18 protein-coding genes and 1 tRNA gene are annotated in these 23,324 nt (G+C 66.7%); 11 read left to right on the top strand and 8 right to left on the bottom strand.

What is annotated here, in order from left to right; all coding sequences use genetic code 11:
• Positions 1-117 precede the first annotated feature (117 nt).
• From ACT17R_RS10020 to ACT17R_RS10000, 5 genes are all read left to right on the top strand, one after another.
• Entirely contained in the window at positions 118-1,932 is a 1,815-nt protein-coding gene (locus tag ACT17R_RS10020) for a DUF885 domain-containing protein (RefSeq protein WP_062901119.1), read from the top strand.
• 59 nt (positions 1,933-1,991) lie between these two features.
• Positions 1,992-2,963, top strand: a complete 972-nt coding sequence (locus ACT17R_RS10015) for a magnesium and cobalt transport protein CorA (RefSeq protein WP_062901120.1) — start codon at positions 1,992-1,994, stop codon at positions 2,961-2,963.
• 130 nt (positions 2,964-3,093) lie between these two features.
• Positions 3,094-4,698, top strand: coding sequence for an ABC-F family ATP-binding cassette domain-containing protein (locus ACT17R_RS10010; protein WP_062901121.1), 1,605 nt, complete (start codon positions 3,094-3,096; stop codon positions 4,696-4,698).
• Between the two features lie 59 nt (positions 4,699-4,757).
• A tRNA-Val gene (locus ACT17R_RS10005) sits at positions 4,758-4,833 on the top strand.
• Positions 4,834-4,944: 111 nt separating this feature from the next.
• Complete coding sequence (locus ACT17R_RS10000; protein WP_062903031.1) at positions 4,945-5,136, top strand: YgaP family membrane protein; 192 nt, start codon at positions 4,945-4,947, stop codon at positions 5,134-5,136.
• Here the strand turns inward: ACT17R_RS10000 and ACT17R_RS09995 are convergent.
• The 8 genes from ACT17R_RS09995 to ACT17R_RS09960 form a co-directional block, all read right to left on the bottom strand.
• The gene (locus ACT17R_RS09995; protein ID WP_003043326.1) at positions 5,114-5,380 is read right to left on the bottom strand and encodes a CBU_0592 family membrane protein; all 267 of its coding nucleotides are present in this window, start codon (positions 5,378-5,380) and stop codon (positions 5,114-5,116) included. The genes ACT17R_RS10000 and ACT17R_RS09995 overlap by 23 nt on opposite strands.
• A gap of 71 nt (positions 5,381-5,451) precedes the next feature.
• Positions 5,452-8,124 (bottom strand): aconitate hydratase AcnA, encoded by a 2,673-nt coding sequence (acnA, locus tag ACT17R_RS09990; protein WP_062901122.1) that lies wholly within the window; start codon positions 8,122-8,124, stop codon positions 5,452-5,454.
• 270 nt (positions 8,125-8,394) lie between these two features.
• Positions 8,395-9,405, bottom strand: a complete 1,011-nt coding sequence (locus ACT17R_RS09985; RefSeq protein ID WP_062901123.1) for a LacI family DNA-binding transcriptional regulator — start codon at positions 9,403-9,405, stop codon at positions 8,395-8,397.
• 52 nt (positions 9,406-9,457) lie between these two features.
• Positions 9,458-10,456, bottom strand: a complete 999-nt coding sequence (locus ACT17R_RS09980) for a DUF2891 domain-containing protein (protein WP_186401244.1) — start codon at positions 10,454-10,456, stop codon at positions 9,458-9,460.
• A 122-nt stretch (positions 10,457-10,578) separates the two neighbouring features.
• A complete protein-coding gene (locus ACT17R_RS09975; RefSeq protein WP_062901125.1) occupies positions 10,579-11,517 on the bottom strand; it encodes a DUF979 domain-containing protein in 939 nt (312 codons plus the stop codon).
• Positions 11,514-12,194 carry a DUF969 domain-containing protein gene (locus ACT17R_RS09970; RefSeq protein WP_062901126.1) on the bottom strand — a complete coding sequence of 227 codons (681 nt, stop codon included), beginning with the start codon at positions 12,192-12,194 and terminating at the stop codon, positions 11,514-11,516. The genes ACT17R_RS09975 and ACT17R_RS09970 overlap by 4 nt, the downstream gene beginning before the upstream one ends.
• Positions 12,195-15,824: a hydantoinase B/oxoprolinase family protein gene (locus tag ACT17R_RS09965; protein ID WP_444809353.1), complete on the bottom strand. Its 3,630-nt coding sequence runs from the start codon at positions 15,822-15,824 to the stop codon at positions 12,195-12,197.
• Positions 15,808-17,433: a CHASE domain-containing protein gene (locus tag ACT17R_RS09960; RefSeq protein ID WP_186401246.1), complete on the bottom strand. Its 1,626-nt coding sequence runs from the start codon at positions 17,431-17,433 to the stop codon at positions 15,808-15,810. The genes ACT17R_RS09965 and ACT17R_RS09960 overlap by 17 nt, the downstream gene beginning before the upstream one ends.
• A gap of 168 nt (positions 17,434-17,601) precedes the next feature.
• Here ACT17R_RS09960 and ACT17R_RS09955 point away from each other — a divergent pair, with 168 nt between their 5' ends.
• From ACT17R_RS09955 to ACT17R_RS09930, 6 genes are all read left to right on the top strand, one after another.
• On the top strand, positions 17,602-18,255 hold the full coding sequence (locus ACT17R_RS09955; RefSeq protein ID WP_409574522.1) for a glutathione S-transferase family protein: 654 nt from the start codon (positions 17,602-17,604) through the stop codon (positions 18,253-18,255).
• Complete coding sequence (locus ACT17R_RS09950; RefSeq protein ID WP_062901129.1) at positions 18,252-18,893, top strand: energy transducer TonB; 642 nt, start codon at positions 18,252-18,254, stop codon at positions 18,891-18,893. Before ACT17R_RS09955 ends, ACT17R_RS09950 begins: the two co-directional genes overlap by 4 nt.
• 165 nt (positions 18,894-19,058) lie before the next feature.
• Positions 19,059-21,194 carry a TonB-dependent receptor gene (locus tag ACT17R_RS09945; RefSeq protein ID WP_186401247.1) on the top strand — a complete coding sequence of 712 codons (2,136 nt, stop codon included), beginning with the start codon at positions 19,059-19,061 and terminating at the stop codon, positions 21,192-21,194.
• A complete protein-coding gene (locus ACT17R_RS09940) occupies positions 21,194-22,273 on the top strand; it encodes a PepSY-associated TM helix domain-containing protein (protein ID WP_062901131.1) in 1,080 nt (359 codons plus the stop codon). Before ACT17R_RS09945 ends, ACT17R_RS09940 begins: the two co-directional genes overlap by 1 nt.
• A 106-nt stretch (positions 22,274-22,379) precedes the next feature.
• The gene (locus ACT17R_RS09935) at positions 22,380-22,754 is read left to right on the top strand and encodes an ArsR/SmtB family transcription factor (RefSeq protein ID WP_062901132.1); all 375 of its coding nucleotides are present in this window, start codon (positions 22,380-22,382) and stop codon (positions 22,752-22,754) included.
• Complete coding sequence (locus tag ACT17R_RS09930; RefSeq protein WP_062764366.1) at positions 22,751-23,230, top strand: SRPBCC family protein; 480 nt, start codon at positions 22,751-22,753, stop codon at positions 23,228-23,230. Before ACT17R_RS09935 ends, ACT17R_RS09930 begins: the two co-directional genes overlap by 4 nt.
• Positions 23,231-23,324 lie beyond the last annotated feature (94 nt).

Genomic DNA, 23,324 nt, shown 5'->3' with positions numbered 1-23,324 from the left:
ATTTGTAGCGTGCTACATTTGTAGCGCATGCTTGGCAAGGGGTTTTATTCGACCAACACACATGCTTGCGGCAAAGCCCCCGAAACCATAGGGTCGCGGCATGATAGGAGGACAACCATGATCGATTTCGCACTGGATCGCCGGACGCTGCTGGCGGGCATGGGCATGGCATCGGCGGGGCTTGCGATGCCGGCATGGGGTGCGGACAGCGCCGACGCGCGCCTCGATGCACTGCTCACCCGCCAGTTCGATCAGGCGCTGATCGATGACCCGACCCGCGCCGCGAGCCTGGGCCTCGATATCGGTGCGCGCGCCGGGCTGCGAGCGCGATTTCCCGACTGGTCGGCCGCCGCGCGGACCGCACGCGACCGCCGGATCGACACCGACCTTGCCGCACTACGCGCGATCGATCGCGGTGCGCTCGGCGATAATGCGCGGGTGGCCTATGACAGCGCCGAATTCGATCTTGTGGCCCGCCAGCGACTGGCCCGCTTCCCCTATCACACCGGCGGCTTTGCGCACCGCGCCGGTCCCTATGCAGTCACGCAGCTCGGCGGCTTCTATACCGGCGTCAGCACCTTTCTCGACAGCCAGCATCCGGTGAAGACCAAGGCCGACGCCGATGCCTATATCGCGCGAATGGAGGCAACGCCGGCGCTCCTCGACGATGATAGCGCGATCGTGCGCGCCAATGCCGCGATGGGCGTCGTCGCGCCGCGCTTCATCATCGAACAGGCCCTGCAGCAGCTCGGCCGTTTGCGTGACGGCGATGCGGCGTCGAAGACGATCGTCGCCTCGCTCGCCCGCCGCGCCAACGCCATCGGCCTCACCGGCTATGATGCGCGCGCGCAGGTGATATTCGAAGGTCCGATCCGCGCTGCTCTGACGCGTCAGATCGAGGTGCTGACGGCGCTGCTGCCTAAGGCCGGTGACGAGGCGGGCGTATCGCGCCTTCCGGACGGTCCCGCCTATTATGCGGCGACGCTGGCGCAGCACACGACCACCGACATGACCGCCGAGCAGATCCATCAATTGGGGCTCGACCAGCTTGCCGATCTGCACGCGCGCATGGACAAGCTGCTCACCGCGCAGGGCTTCAAAGAGGGCAGCCTACGCCAGCGGCTCGACGCGCTGACCGCAACCGACGGCCAGTTGTTCGCCAATGACGATACGGGGCGCGCGGCGCTGCTCGCCTATCTCAACGATCGGCTCACCACCATTCGCGCCCGCCTGCCGCAAGTGTTCAGCCGGATGCCGCGCGCGCCCTATGAAATCCGCCGCGTCCCGCCCGAGATCGAGATCGGCGCTCCTGGCGGTTCGGCGCAGGCCGGCACCCCCGACGGGTCGCGCCCGGGCATTTTCTTCATCAACCTGCGCGATACGCACGAGTGGCCGCGCTACACGCTGCCGACGCTCGCCTTTCACGAGGGAGCGCCGGGGCATCTGTTCGAAAATGCCCTGAAGTTCGAGGACGCGGCATTGCCGCTTTACCGCCAATCCTCTTACGTCACGGCCTATGGCGAAGGCTGGGGGCTGTATGCCGAGCAGGTTGCCGCCGAGCTCGGGATGTACGGCGACGATCCGCTCGGCGAGATCGGCTATCTGGCGTCCTATGCGTTTCGCGCCTCACGCCTCGTCGTCGATACCGGGCTGCACGCCAAGGGCTGGAATCGCCAGCAGGCGATCGAATTCATGGTCGAAAACTCGTCCGAAACGCCAAGTTCGGCGCGAACCGAGATCGACCGCTACATCGTCTATCCGGGGCAAGCCTGTTCGTACAAGGTCGGTCAGACCGCGATCAGCCGGCTGCGTGATGAGGTTTCGTCGCACCGGGATTATGACATCAAGCGCTTCCACGACGTCGTGCTCGGGGCCGGACGCATCCCGCTTGCGGTGCTCGAACGCCGCGTACGCGACGCCTTTCCGGCCTGAGTTATTTCCCTCGGCCGCCCGTGCCGCTATCTGCAGCGGGCAGTCGAGGGAGTTTGACGATGCCGATCAAGGCCGCCCGTCTCTATAATGATGGCAAGCTCGTGCGTGAGCTGGGCCCGAACGAGGCCATTCCCGATCATTGCGATCCGGGCGACTTTTTCTGGCTCGGCCTGTTCGAGCCGACCCCCGGCGAGCTGGAGGGGATCGCCAGGCGCTTCGGCCTGCATCCGCTGGCGGTCGAGGACGCGCTGAAGGCCAACCAGCTGCCGAAGGTCGAAGCCTATGGCGAGCAATTGTTCGTCGTCGCCAGCACCGGCAATCGCGATGGCGACACGATCCAGTCGGGCGAAACCGCCTTCTTCCTTGGTCGCCATTTCATCGTAAGTGTCCGTCACGGGTCGGCGCGGACGCACAGCGAGGTGCGCGCGCGGCTCGAATCCTTGCCGGCGAAACTGGCGCACGGCCCCGATTATGTACTTTATGCGATTCTCGATTTCATCGTCGACGGCTATTTCCCGGTGATCGACGCGATCGAGGACCGGCTGCTTACGGTCGAGGAAAGCGTCATGGACACGCCGCTCGACGCCGACGACATCCGGCATCTTTACGGCCAGCGGCACGAGATCATCCGCTTTCAACGCCTGGTCGGATTGATGAAGGATGTCGCATCACGCCTGACCAGCGATGCCGACCTGCCGTGCATCGACGATGCCGTGCGCCCCTTTTTCCGCGACATCTGGGACCATGTGCAGCGCGCCGAATTCCGCCTCGTCGGATTGCGTGATGTCGCGGCGTCGGTCGTCGACACCAACAATCTGCTCGAACAGCAGCGGCAGGGCGCGATCACGCGCCAGCTTGCGGCCTGGGCCGCCATTCTGGCCGTACCCACCGCGATCGCCGGCATTTACGGCATGAATTTCGAGCATATGCCCGAACTCGGCTGGACCTTCGGCTACCCCTTCGCGCTTGCCTTGATGGGCAGCGTGTGCGCGCTCCTCTATTGGCGCTTCAAGCGGATCGGCTGGCTCTAACGTCGGCCCGCTCTTGCCCGGTCGCCACCGGGACGTTATCTGTCATCCGTCATCTTTTTAAGGAGTCGGAGGATCATGGACCGCAACTGAACGCATCGCCCCTAGCCTTGCCTTCAGGAAAGCCTTTTCCATGTCTACGATCACCCTCTCCCGCCTCGGCTGGTCGACCCCCGACGGTCGCCGCATATTTTCCGATCTCGACCTTCAGTTTCGCCCGGAACGCACGGGTATCGTCGGTCGCAATGGCGTCGGCAAGTCGACCCTGTTGCGCCTGATCGCGGGTGAGGCAACGCCGACGAACGGCGCGATCAGCCGCGGCGCGCGCATCGCCATGCTGCACCAGACGGTGCAGGTTGCCGCCGATGCGACAATTGCCGACCTGTTCGGCGCGCGCCCGGCGCTGGCCCTGCTCGCGCGCGCCGAAGCGGGGACGGCGTCGCTCGACGACATCGCAGAGGCCGACTGGACGCTGGCTTCGCGGATCGACGAGGCGCTGGCCGGTGTCGACCTGCCGCTCGATGTCGCGACGCCGCTTGTGCATCTTTCGGGTGGACAACGCACGCGCGCCGCGCTCGCCGGCGCGATATTCGAGCAGCCCGATTTTCTGCTGCTTGACGAACCGACCAACAATCTCGACCGGCAGGGCCGGGAGGCGGTGCGCGCGATCCTGCGCGACTGGCAGGGCGGCGCGATCGTCGTCAGTCACGACCGCCAACTGCTCGAGGAGATGGATGCGATCGTCGAACTGACCGCGACGGGCGCCGCGCGCTATGGCGGCGGCTGGAGCGCCTATTCCGCGCGCAAGGCGGTCGAACAGGCGGCCCTTGAGGCCGAGCTTGCCACCGCAGAGAAGCGCGTCGATCAGGCCCAGCGCCAAGCGCAGGCCGCCGCCGAGCGGCAGGATCGCCGCGATTCGCGGGGCCGGAAAAATGCGGCGCGCGGCGACATGCCGCGCATTGTGATGGGGGCAATGCAGCGCCGCGCCGAAGAATCACGCGCTGCCGCCGGGCGGCTGGCCGAACGCCAGCAGGGACAGGCCGAGCAGGCGCTCGCCGCGGCGCGCAGCCGGATCGAGATCGTCGATCCGCTGGCGATCGCGCTGCCGTCGACGGGTCTCCCGGCTTCGCGGACGGTCGTTGCGTTGGAGCATGTCCGCGCGGGCTATGACGGCGGCGCACCCGTCATCGATGATTTGTCGTTCACGATCACGGGACCCGAGCGATTGGCAATCACCGGCCCGAACGGATCGGGCAAATCGACGCTGCTCGCGCTGATCGCCGGAACACTGACGCCCTGGTCGGGGAGCGTGCGCGTCGGTGTGCCGTTCGCGCTGTTCGATCAGCGCGTCGCGCTGCTCGATCCGCTACTTTCGATCGCCGACAATTTCCTGCGGCGCAACCCCGGGGTCGGCAACAATGCCTGCCGCGCCGCGCTCGCACGCTTCCGCTTTCGCGCCGACGCCGCCGATCGCATCGTCGGCACGCTCAGCGGCGGGCAGGTGCTTCGCGCCGGGCTCGCCTGCGTCCTCGGCGCGCCGCAGCCACCGCAGATGCTGATCCTCGATGAACCCGGCAATCATCTCGATCTCGATTCGCTCGCCGCGATCGAAACCGGGCTCGCGGCCTATGACGGCGCGCTCATCGTCGTCAGCCACGATCCGGCCTTTCTGGATGCGATCGGGGTGAACCGCGAGCTGGCGCTGGGCGACGACTGCGGCCTGCCCTCACCCGGCTGACACGCCAGCGACTTGCCAGCGACGTCTGGCTGTGGCAGGGGCGCCGCTCCCACGGCGTGGGGCGCTTAGCTCAGTTGGTAGAGCATCTCGTTTACACCGAGAGGGTCGGCGGTTCGAGCCCGTCAGCGCCCACCATCCCCGGCCGGACCCGAATGGGGCGGGCCGCGTCTCTTGATCCAGCGCAATGACCGCGCGCCGCGCGCGCGTCAGAACTTCGGTGTCGCACATGCAATCGGGAGTCTGGAGATGTTTGCACGCAATGTTGGCACAATCGACCGCCTGCTGCGGATCGTCATTGGCGTAATGCTGATCGTTCTCGCCGCGTACGAGCGTATCGGCCCGTGGGGCTATATCGGGGTGGTGCCGCTGCTCACCGGCCTGTCGAGCCGCTGTCCCGCCTATTCGCTGCTCGGGGTCAGCACCTGTCCGCGCGGCTGAGGCGGCGCACGTTCCACAGCGTGAAAAGGCCGATCGCGGCCCAGATGATGTTGAGGCCGGCGGACGGCAGGGCACCGTTATAGCCCGAATTGATGACGAAGCCGGTGGCGCCGACGACGTTCATCCATTGATAGGCCGCGCCGCGCGGTTCGAGCTTGCCGAGCGAGAGCAGCACATAGCTTGCCAGAATGATCGCGGCCGCGGTCCAGCCGATCACCTCGATCATGATCTGAAGCAGGTTCATCGCCCTATTCCCAAAGAAAACGCCCGCCCCGGTAAGGGGGCGGGCGCGTGTTGCCGATTATCCTGCGGCAATCAGGCCGCGAGCTTGCGCAGCACATAGTGCAGGATGCCGCCGTTCATATAATATTCGACCTCGTTCGCGGTGTCGATGCGGCACAGCGTATCGAAGCTGAAGGTCGAGCCGTCGGGGCGCGTGACCTCGACCGTCACCGTCTGGCGCGGCTTGATGTCGGCGATACCCGTGATGGTGAAGCTGTCGTCGCCGGTCAGGCCCAGCGTCTCGCGGGTCTGCCCCTCGAGGAACTGGAGCGGCAGCACGCCCATGCCGACAAGGTTCGAGCGGTGGATGCGCTCGAAGCTTTCGACGATGACGGCGCGGACGCCGAGCAGGTTAGTGCCCTTCGCCGCCCAGTCGCGCGACGAGCCGGTGCCATATTCCTTGCCGGCGATCACCACGAGCGGGGTGCCATCGGCCTTGTGGCGCATCGCGGCGTCGTAGATCGGCATGACTTCCTGGCCATAACGCGACATGCCGCCTTCGATGCCCGGGACCATTTCATTCTTGATGCGGATGTTGGCGAAGGTGCCGCGCATCATCACTTCGTGGTGGCCGCGGCGTGCGCCATAGCTGTTGAAGTCGGCCTTGCTGACCTGATGTTCCATCAGCCATTTTCCGGCCGGCGAGTCCGCCTTGATGCTGCCCGCCGGAGAAATATGGTCGGTGGTGATGCTGTCGCCGAGGATCGCAAGCGGCTTTGCGCCGACGATGTCGCTGACCGGTGCCGGCGTCATCGACATGCCCTCGAAATAGGGCGGGTTGGCGACATAGGTCGAGCCAGCGCGCCACTGATAGGTGTCGCTGCCCTCGACCTCGATCTTCTGCCAGTGCGCGTCGCCCTTGTAGACGTGCGCGTAGCGCGCCTCGAACATGTCGCGGTCGACCGCGCCGGCGACCATGTCGGCGACTTCCTGGTTGGTCGGCCAGATGTCCTTGAGGAAAACGTCCTGCCCGTCCTTGCCGGTGCCGATCGGGGTGGTGGTGAAATCCTCGATCACCGTGCCCTTGAGCGCATAGGCGACAACGAGCGGCGGAGAGGCGAGGAAGTTGGCGCGCACGTCAGGCGACACGCGGCCTTCGAAGTTGCGGTTGCCCGAAATGACCGCCGCGGCGACGAGGCCATTCTCGTTGATCGCCTTCGAAATCGGCTCGGCAAGCGGACCCGAGTTGCCGATGCACGTCGTGCAGCCATAGCCCACGAGGTTGAAGCCGATATTGTCGAGATGCTTCTGCAGCCCGGCCTTTTCGAGATAGTCGGTTACGACCTGCGATCCCGGCGCGAGGCTGGTCTTGACCCACGGCTTGGGCTTCAGGCCCAGCTCGTCGGCCTTTTTGGCGACGAGCCCCGCGGCAACGAGAACGCCGGGGTTCGAGGTGTTGGTGCAGCTGGTGATCGCGGCGATGGTGACGTCGCCGTCGCCGATGTCGAAATCCTTGCCCTCGACCGGCACGCGCGTCTGCGCCTTGTTATAGACCTTTGCCATGTCGGCATTGAACACATCGTCGACATCGGGAAGCGAGACCCGGTCCTGCGGCCGCTTCGGCCCGGCGAGCGACGGGACGACGGTCGACAGGTCGAGTTCGAGCGTGTCTGTGAATACAGGGTCCGCCGCGCCGTCGACGATCCACAGCCCCTGCGCCTTCGCATAGGCTTCGACCAGCGCGATATTTTCTTCGCTGCGGCCGGTCAGGCGCATGTAATCGATCGTCTTGTCGTCGATGCCGAAGAAGCCGCACGTCGCGCCATATTCGGGCGCCATATTGGCGAGCGTCGCGCGGTCGGCGAGGCTCAGCGAAGCGAGGCCGGGGCCGAAATATTCGACGAAGCGGCCGACGACGCCCTTGGCGCGCAGCATCTGCGTCGCGGTGAGCACGAGGTCGGTCGCGGTGACGCCTTCCTTCAGCTTGCCGGTGAATTTGAAGCCAACGACTTCGGGGATCAGCATCGACACGGGCTGGCCGAGCATCGCGGCTTCCGCTTCAATCCCGCCGACACCCCAGCCGAGGACGCCGAGGCCGTTGATCATCGTCGTGTGGCTGTCGGTGCCGACGCAGGTGTCGGGATAGGCGACGGTGGTGCCGTCGGCATCCTCGCTCGACCACACCGCCTGCGCGATATGCTCGAGGTTGACCTGGTGGCAGATGCCGGTGCCGGGAGGCACCGCCTTGAAGTTCGACAGCGACTTCGACCCCCATTTCAGGAAGTCATAGCGTTCGCCGTTGCGATAATATTCAATCTCGACATTCTGCTCGAACGCCTTGGGCGTGCCGAATTCGTCGACCATGACCGAGTGGTCGATGACGAGGTGGACGGGGACGAGCGGGTTGATCTTGGTCGTGTCGCCGCCGAGCTTGGCAATCGCATCGCGCATCGCGGCAAGGTCAACGACGCAGGGAACGCCGGTGAAATCCTGCAGCAGCACGCGCGCCGGGCGATACTGGATTTCGCGGTTCGAATGGGGATCCTTCTGCCAGTCGACCAGCGCCTGGACGTCATCGGTCGAAACGGTGAAGCCGCCGTCCTCGAAGCGCAGCAGATTTTCGAGCAGCACCTTCATGCTGAACGGCAGGCGCGAAACATCGCCCAGCTTTGCTGCCGCCTTTTCGAGCGAATAATAGGCGTAACTCTTGCCGCCGACATTCAGCGTCGAGCGGGTTCCGAGCGTGTCGTGGCCGGTGGTGGTCATAGGTCAGCAGTCCCCATGTTGGCGCGGCGGGGAATGACGGCCGGCCGCCCAAGCCAGGAGAGCGGGGCAAGCGGAGTCGCACGCGCGGGTTTATGTCCGCGCCGCCTTACGCCGGAAGGCAGGAATTGCAAGGGGGTGGCGGTGGACGATGCACGCGAACCCGGCCTTTCGTCCACGGGCGGCGCCCGAAATTTCCCCGGACCAGGACACAAAGCGCCGCGGTCCCGAAGCTTTGTTATTCGGGATGACGATCCCGCCCGAACAATCGCGTCAGGCAGTACCGCGCACCGCGAGGCGGACGGGTATGCGGGTGCCGTCGCGGGCGTGGGCATCATCCTCCAGCGCCATGGCGACGAGCGCCTCACCCGCGGCGTCGAGATCGGGCTCGATCGTGGTGAGCGCTGGGTCGGCGAGCGTGCCGGCGCGAATGCCGTCGAAGCCGATCAGCGCGACGTCGCCGGGCACGCTGCGCCCCATATCCTTGATCCCCTGTAGCACCCCCAGCGCGAGCATGTCGCTGGCAGCGAAAATACCGTCGATGTCGGGATGCGCGGCGAGCAGAGCACGCGCGGCGGCGATGCCCTCTGCATGGCGATCTTCCGCCGGCGGCGGCTCGGCGAGGATGGGGGCGAGGCCTTGCGCGGCGAGCGCTGCGGTGAAGCCGTCGCGGCGCTCGTCGAACTGGCGCTGCGGCGAGCGCTGCGGGCCGACGAAGGCGAGGCGGCGACGGCCTGAGGCGACGAGATGATCGGCGGCGAGGCGCCCGCCCACCTCATTATCGCTGCGCATCCAGTGGAAGTCCCCGCCGGGGCTGCCCCAGCAGGTGAAATCATGCCCCGATGCCTGCGCCGCGGCGAAATAATCCCACGCGGCGCGGTTGCTGGTCGTGCCGATGACGATCATCGCGTCGGCGAGCCCCGAGCGAACGAAATCGGCGCGGAAATTGGCTTCGCTCTCCTGAAAGGAAACGAGCAGGTTGAAGCCGCGTGCCGAGGTGGCGGCGGCGATGCTGCCGAGCAGCGCAAAGTAGAAAGGGTTGATCGCGCTGCGGTCTTCGCCTGGGCGGCAGATAGTAACGAGCGCGATCGTCTCGCTGCTTTTGAGGCGGAGCGACGAGGCGTGGCGATCGACAACATAGCCAAGCTCGGCCGCCGCCTGCGCGACGCGGGCGCGCGTTTCGGCGTTGACGCCGGGGCTGCTGCGCAGCGCGCGCGAGACGGTCGACTGCGACACGCCCGCGCGCTCGGCGACGTCGAACGATGTCGGGCGCAGGGTTTTCATGTGCAGTCCGTCTCCCCTCTTACGCCGTCTCTTGCGTCCACGCCGGGGCTTGTCAATCGGCGAGGCCGTCCAATGCCAGGAGCGCGAAGCTCGCGAGCCAATGTTCGCCCATATAGTCGCCGGTGACGTGCGGGAGCGCGGCGGCGAGGTGCTGCTCGGCGGCAGCTTCGGCGACGGGGGCAACGGGGTGCGCCGCGCCGAGCTTGGCGGCGATCGCACGCCAGCACCAGGCGCGGCTGAGATTGAGGCCGTCGAGATGCGCGATCTTGCCGTCGCTGCGGTCCGACACGGTGGCGGGGGTGAAAAGCGTTGCGGGTTGATGCGCAGCGGCGCGGGGCAGGAAGACCTCGAACCACACCGGGAAGGCGTCGCCGAGCACGACCGCCATCAGATGCGCCTCGGTCAACGCCGAGGAGAGAAATTCGTCGCCGCCGGGTTCCCATGCCTGACAATCGCGGTCGCCGGCGAACCAGTCGCGCGCGCGGGCATCGATAAGCGCGACGAGCGCGGGGTCGCGGAGCGCGGCCCAGTGGCGCGCGAGGAGCAGCGCGAAAGCGATGTTGAAATGGGTGCCGACGCGCAAGGGATAGGTGAGCTTGGGCAGGAAGGCGTGGAAACGCGCCGCAAAGGCGAGCGCGAGCGGTTCGAGCGCGACGGCCCAGGGGGCGTTGTGCTGTTCGGCCTCTGCATGGAGCGCGAGGAGCCACGCCCAGCCATAGGGACGTTCGAAACCCGCCGACATCGGCCGGTCCAGAAAGGCAAGCTCGCCCGCGACCTTGCCCGGCACGAGCATCGCATCGGCGCGCGCGCGGATCTCGGCCGCAACGGGAAGATCGGGATAGAGGCGCGCAAGGCGAAGGATCTGCCACCAGCCATGGACGCAGCTATGCCAGTCGAAACTGCCGTGAAAGATCGGGTGATGCTCGCGCGGGGGCCGTGCGTCCTCCGGCCCGTTCAGCACCAGGTCCATCTTGTAGGGATATTCGCGGCCGAGATGCGACAGGGTCGCGGTGGCAAAGCGGACGGCGTGGTCGGGGGTGAGGTCGGTCATTACCGGAATTTCTCTATCCGTTTGTGCTGAGCTTGTCGAAGCACCGTTCTTCTCTTTCGACGCTGCAGAATGAAGAATGGCCCTTCGACGAGCTCAGGGCGAACGGAAATTTGAAAGCGGCGCTAAAACGCAAACAGCCAGATGAAGAGGATATTGACCGCGAGCAGCGGGATCGCGGTGCCGATCTGCACCTTGATGACGCCATAGGGGTTTTTCAGCTCGAGCAGCGCGGCGGGGACCAGGTTGAAGTTCGCCGCCATCGGGGTCATCAGCGTGCCGCAGAAGCCCGCAAGCATGCCGATCGCGGCGACGACCGCGGGGTTGCCGTCATATTGCTTGATCAGCAGCGGCATGCCGACCGCCGCGATCATCACCGGAAAGGCGGCGAAGGCGTTGCCCATCACCATGGTGAAGAGCGCCATGCCGAGCCCGAAGGCGACGACGGCGCCGAACAGGCTGCCTTGCGGGATCGCGGCGCCGATCAGGTCGCCGACGACTTCGCCGACCCCGGCGAGCGCGAACACCGCGCCGAGGCTGGCGAGCATCTGCGGCAGGATCGCCGCCCAGCCGACCGCGTCGAGCAGCCGCCGCCCCTGCTGCGCCGGGAGCAAGAGCGCGGGCCGCAGCTGCGCCATGCCTACGGCGAGCGCGATCACCACGCCGATGCCGAGCGAGATCAGCGTCGCCTGCTTCGGATCGGCGAGCCCCGGCACCCATTTGAAGAGGAAGGTGCCGGCGAGTGCGACCGCCGGGATGATGAGCGCGACGACAAGCAGGAAATTGCCGTATTTCGCTGCGCGTTCGGCCTGCACGCCCGCCGCCACGTCGCCGCCCGGCGCGCGGCCGATCTGGCCCGCCCCGGCGATCGCGACGAGTGCAAGCACGAGCAGCCCGTTGCCGAAATCGCCGAGCCGGTCGCCCGCGAGCATCGACAGTGCGAGCAGCCCCCAGAAGGCGGCGTTGCCAAAGCGTTTGGGATTGCTGCGATCACCGAGGCCGAGCGCGGCGAAGATCGCGAAGGTCAGTCCGGCGAGGACATAGACGAAACCGAGCGTGATCATGCGCCGATCCCTTGCCCCGGCGCGCGCAGCATCCGCTTTTCGAGCAGCCGCAGCCGGAAGCCGTGGATCAGGAAGGCCGCGATCGCGGTCGGGATCGCCCAGACCGAGAAATGCAGCGGTTCGATGACATAGCCATAGCCTTCGAGCAGCCCCTTCATCAGCAGGATCGACCCGATGGCGAGGAAGATATCTTCGCCGAAAAACAGTCCGACATTGTCGGTCGCGGCCGCATAGGCCCGGATCTCGTCGCGCTGGGCATCGCTCAGCGCGACGCCCTGCGCCTCCGCGGCGGCTTCGGCCATCGGCGCGACGAGCGGACGCACCGTCTGCGGATGCCCGGCCACCGACGTCAGCCCGACCGCCGACATCGCCTGGCGCAGCAGCAGATAGGAGGCGAGCAGCCGGGCGAGCGTCGCGCCCTTGATCCGCCCGATCAGCGAGCGCGCATGCTGCTGAAGCCCATAGGCTTCGAGCAGGCCGATGACGGGGAGCACGATCCAGACGATGCTGACATAGCGTGTGTCGTTAAACGCCTTGCCGAAGGCGGCGATGATCGCGGTGACGTCAAGCCCGGCGGCCAGACCCGTCGCGAGCGCCGACGCCATGATGACGAGCAGCGGATTGAAGCGGAGCAGGAAGCCCGCGATGATGATGGCAATCCCGATCAGGACAAGCATCTAATCCCCCTCCGCTTCGCCATAACCGCCGCCGCCGGGGGTTTCGATGACGAAGGCGTCGCCCGCGCTCAGGTCCGCGCTGGCAGTCGCGCCCAGTTCTTCGGTCGTCCCGTCCGCGCGCTCGATCCAGTTGCGGCCCGGTGCGCCGTCGGCCCCGCCCGCAAGGCCGCACGGCGCGATCCGACGACGATTAGCGAGAATATTCGCAGCCATCGGTTCGCGAAACCGGATGCGGCGCGTAGCGCCGTCGCCGCCGTGCCAGCGGCCCGCACCGCCCGAACCTTTGCGGATCGAGAATTCCTCGACGATCACCGGGAAGCGCGCCTCCATCACTTCGGGATCGGTCATCCGGCTGTTGGTCATGTGCGTCTGGATCACCGCGGTGCCGTCGAAGCCGAGGCCAGCGCCCGATCCGCCGGCGATCGTTTCATAATATTGGTAGGCCTCGTTGCCGAAGGTGAAATTGTTCATCGTCCCCTGCGCTCCCGCCATCGCGCCGAAGGCGGCGAACAGCGCGTCGGTGATGACCTGGCTGGTCTCGACATTGCCCGCGACAACCGCGGCTGGAAAGCGCGGCGAGAGCATTGAATCGTCGGGAACAATCAATGTCACCGGCGCCAGGCAGCCCTCGTTCATCGGTATCGGGTCGTCGAGCATCGTGCGCAGCACATAGAGCACCGCCGCGCGCACGACCGGCAGCGGCGCGTTGAAATTATCGGGGAGCGTCGCCGACGAGCCGGTAAAGTCGATGGTGACGTGGCGCGCCGCGCGATCGACTGACACGGTGACGACGACTTCGGCGCCATTGTCCATCGCATAGCGGAAATGACCATCGCCCAGCCGCGCGACGAGCTGACGCACCGCCGCCTCCGCCTGACGCTGACCATGTGCCATATAGGCGGCGACGGTCGCGCTTCCGTGCGCGGCGGCGAGGTCGGCAAGGCCGCTGGCGCCGCGCTGGCAGGCGGCGACCTGCGCCTTCAGATCGGCGATGTTGAGCGCCGGGTTGCGCGCCGGCAGGTCGCCTGCGGTCAGATGCTCCTGCACGGCGGCGTCGCGGAAATGGCCGTCATCGACGATCAGCATATTGTCGAAGATGATGCCTTCTTCTGCGATATTGCGGCTGCCCGGCGGCATCGATCCGGGCGCTATCCCGCCGAGATCGGCGTGGTGGCCGCGCGCCGCGACGAAAAAGGCGGGGGTATCGGCACCCGTATCGACGAACACCGGCATGATGACGGTGATGTCGGGCAAATGGGTGCCGCCGTCATAGGGGGCGTTGAGCGCATAGGCATCGCCGCGCCGGATGCCGCGTCCGTCGCGCGGGCGACCGTCGGCGCCCGGACCGCGCTGGCGCAATATGGTCCGCACGCTTTCGCCCATCGACCCCAGATGCACCGGCATGTGCGGCGCATTGGCGACGAGCCGCCCTTCGCCGTCGAACAGCGCGCAGGAGAAATCGAGCCGTTCGCGAATATTGATCGACGAAGCGCTGTGCTGAAGCGCGCCGCCCATTTCCTCGGCAATCGCCATGAACAGGCTGTTGAAGATTTCGAGGCGCACGGGATCGGGTGCTGCAGGATCGTCACTGCCTCCTTGCGATGGCAAGGCGACGGGACGAATGGCCGATGGCTTTGCGAGCCGCAGCGTCCCCTCGGGCTCGACCGTTGCCGTCCAGCCGGGTTCGACGACGGTCGTCGACAGCGGATCGACGATGATCGCCGGGCCAGTGATGCTGCGGCCGGGAGCAAGCGCGCTGCGCTGATGAAGTGGGACGGCGCAGGGTCCGCCCGCGAGCCAGGCGGTGACGGTTTCCGCCTCGACCTCGGCCGCTGGCGCGGGCGCGGGAAGAGCCGCGGGCGCGCCGCCCGCTTCGGTCAGTTCGACACGGATGCGATCGACGACCAGATCGTCATGCGGCGCATAGCCGAAACGCCCGCGGAAGGCGTCGATGAAGGCAGCGCGCACCGTGGCGGGATCTCCGGTCGGCAGCTCGATCGCATTGTCGCTGTCGGCAAGACGCACGAACAGCAGGGTTTCGTGCGTCACCGTTACGTCGGGTGCAAGATCGCCGCGCGCCTGAGCGACGAGTTCGGCCTCCGCGCGGTGCAGCGGTTCGACGCAGCTCGCGCCGAGCGGCAGCGCAAGCGTGCGCTCGCGGATCGCCGAGGGCCGTGCGAGGCCCATACCATAGGCTGACAACACCCCGGCGAGCGGGTGGAGCAGGATCCGGTCGATCCCCAATGCGTCGGCCACGAGGCACACATGCTGCCCCGCGGCGCCCCCGAAGCCGACGAGATGGTAGCCCTGTGTCACATCATGTCCGCGCGCGATGGTGATACGTTTGATCGCGTTCGCCATCTGCTGAACCGCAATCGCTAGCAGCCCCTCCGCAAGCGCCTCGGGCGTGATGTCGCCGACTTCGGCCGCCAGCGCAGCGAATTTTTCGGCGACGATGGCGCGATCGAGCGGCTGGTCGCCGGCCGGTCCGAAGAGCCTGGGGAAATGTTCGGGCTGAATCTTGCCGAGCAGCACGTTGCAGTCGGTGACGGTCAGCGGCCCGCCGCGGCCATAGGCGGCGGGGCCGGGATTGGCGCCCGCGCTTTCGGGTCCGACGAGCATGCGCGCACCGTCCCAGCGGCAAATCGAACCGCCCCCGGCGGCGACGGTGTGGATACGCAGCATCGGCGCCCGGATGCGCGTGCCCGCGACGATGCTTTCGTTATCGCGTTCGAGCCGCCCGGCATAATGGCTGACGTCGGTCGAGGTGCCGCCCATGTCGAAGCCGATGAGGCGATCCTCGCCCAGCGGCGCGGCGCTGCCGACCATGCCGACGATGCCGCCCGCCGGACCCGAGAGAATCGCATCGCGGCCATGGAACGCCGCGGCCGATGCGAGCCCGCCCGAGCTTTTCATGAACTGCGGACGGCTATCGTCGCCAAGCTGGGCGCAGAACTGGCCGACATAGTGCCGCAGCACCGGCGACAGATAGGCGTCGGCAAGCGTCGTGTCGCCGCGCCCGACCAACTTGATCAGGGCGCTCACCTCATGGCTGACCGAAATCTGCGCGAAGCCGAGTTCGGCGGCAATCTCTGCCAGGCGCCGTTCGTGCGCGGGATAGCGATAGCCGTGCATCAATATGATCGCGATGCTGTCGATTCCCGCCGCACGCGCCTTTTGCAGCGCGGTGCGCGCGGCGTCTTCGTCGAGCGGGATCAGCAATTCGCCGTCGGGACCGACGCGCTCGGCGATTTCGGCAACTTGGGCGTGCGGCGGAGGTGTGCGGTCGAGCCGGCGCGCGAACAGGTCGGGGCGATCCTGATAGCCGATGGTCAGCGCATCGCCGAAGCCGCGCGTGATCGCGAGGAGGGTCGGCGCGCCCTTGCGTTCGAGCAGCGCGTTGGTCGCGACGGTCGACCCCATGCGCACCGCGAGCGGCGGCAGCGCGCCTGTCCCGGCGCCGGTCAGGTCGCGGATCGCACCCACCGCTGCGTCGCCAGGGCGCGCCGGGTCTTCGGAGAGATACTTGGCAGTGACGACCGCGCCCGCCGGCGAGCGCGCGACGACATCGGTGAAGGTGCCGCCGCGATCGATCCAGATATGCCAGCGCGGATCAGGCGGTGGCGACACGATCGGGCCAGCGAATGACGATGGACAGGCCGTGATCGGCGGCGGCGCGGGTCCATTGCCCCTTGAGCTGGCGTTCGATCAGCGAGCGGATGAACTGGGTGCCAAAGCTTTCGCTTTCGATGTGCGGGGTTTCGGGCAGGCCGCTTTCGATCCACGACAGCTCGACATCGCCGCCGTCGCGGCGCCAGCCGACCGCAAGATCGCCCTTCCCGCCGAGCGCGCCATATTTGACGCTGTTGGTCACCAGTTCGTGCACGGCAAGCGCAATAGCCTGCGCGCCCTCTTCGTCAAGCCGCACGTCCGGGCCTTCGACCGCGGCAAGCCGCTGTGCGTCCCAGCCCGCAATGTCGAGCTCGCGGCGGACGATACGGCCTAGGTCGACCGTATCGACCGCGCCGGTAACCAGCATCTGCTTCGAATCGGACAATGCGCGCAGTCGCCCGTCGAATTTCGTCTCGAACGCCTCGAGGCTGTCGACCTCGCGCAGCGTGATCCGCGCGAGCGCGCCGATGCGGGCGAAGGCGTTTTTCATGCGGTGCGCCATTTCGCCGATCATCAACTCACGATCTTCGGCATGACGCTCCTTCTCCTCCGCCAGCGCCTGCGCCGCGCCGAGGCGGCGATGCTGCAAGCGGTGCAACTGCACCGCGAGCCAGGCGAGCGCAGCGCCGAACAGCAGGATCGCGAGCGGACGGCCCAGCCGGTCGATGAAGCGGCCGTAGGACAGCCGCATCGTCCAGCGGCGATCGGCGACGCGCAGCGTCTCCTCATGCGCGTCCCAGCCAACCTTGCCATGACGGAAGACGAGCGGCGCCGACGGGCCTTCGCCGGCATAAACTTCGATCCCGTCGACCGTATCGAGCTGGTTTCCCAGCACCGCGCGCATCAGATTCTCGATGCGGAACGGCGCGTAGACAAAGGCCTCGATCGGTTGCCCGGCCGAGGGCGGCGGCACCGCCGAAGGCGCGGCGTCTGCAGCCACGGGCGGGTTGGCGTAGACGGGCACATAGATCAGGAAGCCCGGCTGCTTATGCTGCGCACTACGTTCCTGGATCAGTTCGACGATCCCGCTCGCTGCCGGCTGACCGGTCTGCCAGGCGCGGCGCATCGCCTCGCGCCGGATCGATTCGCTGTACATGTCGTAGCCGAGCGCCCCGCGGTTGCGAGCATTGTCGGGTTCGACAAGGACGATGGGAAAGCCGATCGGCTCACTTGTCCGCGGCCAGACCTTGATCTCCCTGCCGTAATTTTCGAGCAGCTGCGCTTCGGCCGCGGCGGGAGTATCCTGCTGGATCGCGACGGCGATGCCGACCCCCTGCATCCCCGGCGCGCGCACCTGCGGCCGCAGCGCCGCGAGGAAGGCGCGAACTCCCGGCCCGCTCGCCGCCGTGTCGGACTGATAGAGCGCGCGCACCCCTTCGAGCACCGCGAGCTGATCGCGCAGCCGGACGTTGACCTGCATCGCGACGCGGGTCGCCTGCTCATCCTCCTGCGCCTTGTTGTAGAAGAAGCTGGCGACCGCCGCGGCTAGGGCCGCTGCCAGGATGCCGAGCCCGACGAAGCGGACCGAAAGGGCCATCAGCCGATCTGCCCAGAGCGAAGGGCGCATTACACATATCCTGATGATTGCTGCCGTAGCAGCGCCCCCCTCTGTCACAAATAGGAGCATGCCAAGCGACCGATAGCAAGCAGCATTTCTTGCGCATCGCTGCAATCATCGAACAGGTTGCAGTGAGCAACCGACCGCCTATGCTCGGGCTGGAATCAGGAGGATGTCATGATGATAGTCTATGGGTCGATCGTATCGCCGTTCGTACGAAAATTGCTGGGGTTTCTGGGCGAAAAGGGCCTCGATTTCGAGCTCAAGGGCGTCGGCATCGGCGATCCTGATCCCGGCTTTCGTGCCGCTTCGCCGCTCGGCAAGATGCCGGCGATCGACGACGACGGCTTCCTGCTCGCCGATTCGAGCGCGATCATCCACTATCTCGAAGCGAAATATCCCGAACCGGCGCTGATCCCCGCCGACCCCGAAGCGCGCGGCCGCACCGTGTGGTGGGACGAGTTCGGCGACACCGTGTTCGCGGCCTGCGGCGGCAAGATGTTCTTCAATCGCATCGTCGCCCCCAAATTCCTGGGCCGCGAAGGCGACCTCGCCGCCGCCGCCGAAGCCGAAGCCGACGAACTGCCAAAATTGCTCGCCTATCTGGAAAGCGCGATCCCGGCGTCAGGTTATCTGGTCGGCGACCGGCTGACCCTCGCCGATCTGGCGGCGGTGTCACCGCTGGTCAACGTCCGTCACTGCGGCGTAACGATCGATGCCGCAACCTATCCCAAAATCGCCGCGTGGAGCGAGGCGATCCTGTCGCGCCCGAGCATGGCGCCCTGGATCGCCAAGGAAGAGCGGATGATGGCGAAGGTGCTGGCGGGTTGATCCGGACCGGCGCGGCGATCGCGGGCGCGCTGGCGCTCGCATCCCCGGCGGCCGCGCAACCGTCGATGCCGGTGGCGCGTGCCACCGACGCCGACCGGTTGCTTGTCGGCCTCGCGGACGAAGCGGCGGGCGAAGCGATCGTAACGCTGCGCCATGACGAAGCGAGCAACGCGCCGACGTGCAAGGCTGGCAGCGTGCGAGGCGGGCCGGCGATCGCCGATGCGTCCTGCGCGCTCGCGCTCAAAAAGCTCGGCTGGGCAGCGGCGGGGGTCGATCGCAACGGTAAACGGCAAGCATTGCCGCGCCTACGCATCGCCTGGACCAAGCCCGACAAGGCAGGCGCCGAGCCCGACGCCACCGACGACGATGGCCTGACGCCAATAAGCCCCGAGCGCTGGGTCCTGCCTGCCGATTATCCCGGTACACGGGCGCAAGGTGCCAGCGAGTTCATACTGGATGTTGCACCTTCGGGCCGCCCGACCGCTTGCCACATCACAAAATCGGCCGGCAGCGACATCCTTGATCGCAAGACCTGCGAGGTCCTGATGCGAAGCGGGCTGTTCCTGCCCGCCCTCGACGCGCAGGGAAAGCCGCGCCCCGCGCAGTTCCGCTCGCGGCTGAGTTGGGCCATCGAATAGCGGGGGGGGGCGGCCAGCGAGACGCAGCGTGTGCCGCTCTCGTCATCCCATGCGCTATCCAGGAAAGCGAAGCGGCAAAGGAATTGCGTTCGGCCAAACTTCGCCTTGAAATCCCTTGCATTTGCGAATCAGTCGCACTAGCGGCCTCCTCAACAGGAGTTGAGAATGATTCGCAAAATTGTCACTGCGGCGCTTGCCTGCACCGCACTTTCCTCCCCCGCGCTCGCGCAGTCCGCGGCGCCTGACACGAACGCCGAGGAACATATCGTCGTCACCGCGGCGCGCACGATCCTACCGCCCAACGCCCTGCCGCTGACGGTCGATGTCATCGGCAAGGACGCGCTCGATCAGCAGGTGCTGATTTCGGGATCGGTCACCGACGCGGTCGCAACGCTGACCCCCAGCTTTTCGCCGACGCGGCAGAAATTGTCGGGCGCGGGCGAGACGCTGCGCGGGCGCTCGCCGCTCTATGCCATCAACGGCATTCCCCAATCGACCCCGCTGCGCGACGGCAGCCGCGACGGCTTCACCATCGACGGCTTCTTCATCGACCGCGTCGAGGTCATTTATGGTTCGAACGCGCTGCAGGGGATCGGCGGCACCGGCGGCATCGTCAATCAGGTGACGGTCGGCGCGCCGAAGACCGAAGGCGTCAGCGGCCGGCTGCTGCTGCAGGGCACCGCCGACGACGAATTTTCCGAAGCCGGCATGGGCGGCAAGGCGGCGGGGCTGATCCAGTATCGGGCCGGTCGCTTCGACGCGTCGGTCGGCGCCGCCTATGAGGTGCGCGGGATCTTTCGTGACGGCGAGGGCCGCCCGGTCGGGATCAATCTGACGCAGGGCGAAACGCAGGATTCCAAGACGCTCTCGCTGTTCGGACGCTTTGGCTACGAGGTCACGGACACGATGCGGCTCGACCTGATCGCCAGCCGTTACGAGTTGAAGGGCGACGGCGATTATGTCGCGGTGGCAGGCAATCGTGCGACCGGCCTGCCGACCAGCGCAGCGCGCGGCACCCCGCCCGGCGATCCCGCCGCGAGCCGCACCGAAAGCCTGGCGCTGTCGTTGACCGACAGCAACCTTGGCGGCGGGAATTTCGTCGGCCAGATTTTCTGGAACCGTACCCGCGACACCTTCGGCGGCGAACCCAATCCGATCGCGACCTTCCAGGACGTCCAGATCGCGCCGGTCGGAACGCTGTTCGATCAATCGCAGAACCGCAGCCGCAAATATGGCGCCAAGCTGAGCTATGAGCGTGCGGTGCCCGGTTTCGAGGCACTGACGCTGATCGCCGGTTTCGACGCGCTGTGGGATTCGACCGAGCAGCGGCTGATCGCCACCGACCGCGTCTGGGTGCCGCCGACCGATTTCCGCAGCTTCGCGCCGTTCGGACAGGCCAATCTCAAATTGTTCGACGGGCTCGTCCGCGTCGCCGGCGGCGCGCGCTACGAGAATGTGAAGATCAGCATCGACGATTATACCACGCTCGCGAGCGCCGGCCGCACCTTCGTCAAGGGTGGCAGCCCGAGTTTCGACGACGTGCTGCTGAACGGCGGGGTTATCGTCGAGCCGATCCCCGGCATCCGCGCCTATGCGAGCTATGCCGAGGGCTATACCGCCCCCGACGTCGGCCGCATCACCCGCGCGGTGAGCACGCCGGGGGTCGAGATCGACAATTTCCTCAACATCCGTCCGATCGTTTCGAACAACCGCGAGATCGGTGTCGAGGTGAAGCGCGGCCCGCTCGATGCGAGCGCGACCTATTTCTGGTCGTCGAGCAAGGAGGGGCAATTGCTCGTCGCCCGGCCCGACGGCATTTTCGACGTGCTGCGCCAGCGCGTCGCGATCGAGGGACTGGAAATCAATCTGGCGGTCAAATTGCCGATCGACGGTCTGACCGTCTCGGCCGGCTATGCCCATCTCGACGGCAAATATGATGCCGACGGCGACGATGTGGTCGAAACCGACCTTGACGGTGCGAATATCTCGCCCGACCGGCTGAACCTCGCCGCCAGCTACGGCAAGGGGCCGCTGTCGGCGCGCGTCCAGACGCAATTCTATCTGGCGCGCAGTTTCACTGGCCCGACGCGCGACCCGCGCAACGATTTCGAGGGCTATAATCTGACCGACGCCTTCCTGCGCTACCAGACGCGGATCGGCGGCATCAGCCTGGCGGTGCAGAATCTGTTCGACCGGCAATATATCGCCTATGCGAGCGACACCCAGCGCCCGACCGACAATTTCTTCAACTTCGCCGGGCGCGGACGCACCTTCACGCTGGGCTGGGATTATCGCTTCTGATGCAGTTGCTCGACACGCTGCACCGCTGGACCGGCGGGCTGATCGGACTGGTGCTTGGCCTGCTCGGCCTCACCGGCGCGATCCTCGTGCACAAGGATGCGTGGATCGGGCTGCCGCATAGCGGCGATCCGCTGCGCAGCGACCTTGGCAGCGTGACGCGGGCGACCGAGGCGATCATGGCGCAGCCGGGCGCGCAGGGCATCATCTATGCCCGCGACGGCTTCGGTCTCCACCAGACCCGCTTCGACGAAGGCGCCGGCGCCTATGCCGACCAGACCGGACAGATCGTCACCCGCTGGGCGAGCCAGTGGGAGCGGCCCGAGCTGTGGATCTTCGATTTTCATCATCATCTCTTCGCCGGTGACAGCGGCGAGTGGGTGATCGGCATCGCCGGCCTGTGCGGGCTGTTCTTCATTGTGTCGGGCGTCATCCTGTGGTGGCGGACGCGCCGGACCTTCCGCCTGCGCCTGTGGCCCAAGCGGATGAGCCGGCCGGCGATCGTCACGCATCACCGCGACCTGGGGATCGTGATGGCACCGCTGTTGCTGCTTTCGGTCGTCACCGGGACGATGATGATCTTTCGCCCCTTCGCGATGGCTGTCGTCGCGCCCTTCGGTTCGATTGCCGCGGCAGAGAAGTCGATGGCGCCGCCCCAATATAAGGGCGGCCCGCTGGCTGCGAAGCCCGACTATGCGGCGATGCTCGCCGAGGCGCGCCGCCGCTTTCCGGACGGCGAGTTCCGCATCCTCAGCCTGCCGCGCAAGGCGGGCGACCCGATCATGCTGCGGATGCGCCAGCAGGCCGAATGGCTTCCCAACGGCCGGTCGACGCTTTGGTTCGATGCGCAGACGGGCGAGTTGCTCGGCGCGCGCGACGCGCTCGCCATGGCGCCCGCCGCACAGGCGTTCAACAAGGCCTATCCGCTGCACGCCGCCAAGGTCGGCGGACTCGGCTATCGCATCGTCATGACCCTGTCGGGGCTGACGATGGCGATGCTCGGCAGCTTTGCAGTGTGGACCTTCTGGTTCCGGCGACCGAAGCCCGTCCGCTCCCGTCCGCGCCGCACCGTCACCGCCTGATCTCCCGATCCGCCAGCGAAATCGCACCGCGCGGTGCCTGTCTCAATAGTTAGTCATTGACCTAAGTATTGGACCGAGCTAGGAGGGCGGGCGAAAGGAATGCGCCATGTCGACCATCCGGCCCGACGCCCCGATTGCGCCCGAACCGGCGATGATCGACGGCATCTTCCGCGCCCTCGCCGACCCGACACGGCGGCAGGTCCTCGAACGGCTGGGCGAACGACCGGCCTCGGTCAGTGAACTTGCGGCGCACCACCCCATGGCGCTCCCCTCCTTTCTCGCGCACCTCAAGGTGCTCGAAGGCTGCGGCCTCGTCCATTCGCGCAAGCTTGGCCGGGTCCGCACCTACAGCCTTGCCCCCGACCGGCTGCGGCTGGCCGAGGACTGGCTCGCGACCCAGCGCCGCCTGTGGGAAGGCCGGCTCGACCGCATGGATGCCTATCTGCTCTCGCTCAAGAACAAGAAGGAGACCTTCGAATGACCTTTCCGCTCAGCCCGGTCGACCCCGACCTCGACCTTGTCCTCGAACGCGTGATCGACGTGCCCGCCGACCTTGTATGGAAGGTCTGGACCACGCCCGAGCATCTGGTGCACTGGTTCGTGCCCAAGCCCTGGACGGTCACCGCTTGCGAGATGGACCTGCGCCCCGGCGGCGTCTTCAGCACGACGATGCGCTCGCCCGAGGGTGAGGAGTTTCCCAACAGCGGCTGTTATCTGGAAGTCGTGCCGGGCGAACGGCTGATCTTCACCGACACGCTGCTCCCCGGCTTCCGGCCGGCGCCGGCGCCCTTCTTCACCGCCGGCCTGTTCCTGACCCCGCAGGGCGACAGCACCCTCTATCGCGCCGTCGCGGTCCACGGCGACAGCGCCGCGCGCCAGAAGCATGAGGAAATGGGCTTCCACGACGGCTGGGGAACCGTGGTCGGCCAGATGGTCGACTATATCAAGGCGATGTGATCCGCCGGCGCACGTCGGCAGCGGACATCGGGTATCGGCTCGGCGAGGCATAGCGCGCTTTCCTATTTTCGCCGCGCTCCTATATCGTCATCGC

The sequence above is a fragment of the Sphingopyxis sp. Q841 genome (assembly GCF_052384365.1).
Taxonomy (GTDB): Bacteria; Pseudomonadota; Alphaproteobacteria; order Sphingomonadales; family Sphingomonadaceae; genus Sphingopyxis; species Sphingopyxis terrae_A.
This window is presented reverse-complemented; position numbering and strand designations above follow the sequence as displayed.